Origin of the sequence: Dietzia sp. CW19 (assembly GCF_014145265.1) — a bacterium.
GTDB lineage: Bacteria > Actinomycetota > Actinomycetes > Mycobacteriales > Mycobacteriaceae > Dietzia > Dietzia natronolimnaea.
The window spans coordinates 13,777-14,011 of record NZ_JAALEE010000563.1; positions in this window are offsets into that span (position 1 = coordinate 13,777).

The following is a 235-nucleotide window of genomic DNA, read 5'->3' on the forward strand; positions in this document are numbered from 1 at the left end:
AGGTCATCTACGACATCAAGGACAAGAGGTCGTCCCCGCGCAGGCGGGCCTGTTCCGGCCACCGACGGGCCGTGGCGCTCGCGTGAGGTGTCGTCCCCGCGCAGGCGGGGCTGTTCCCGGCAGGGTGATCGCCCGATTCCCGCCCAGGAAGTCGTCCCCGCGCAGGCGGGGCTGTTCCCGTCAACCTCGGTCAGGTGGCGGACACCATCTTGTCGTCCCCGCGCAGGCGGGGCTG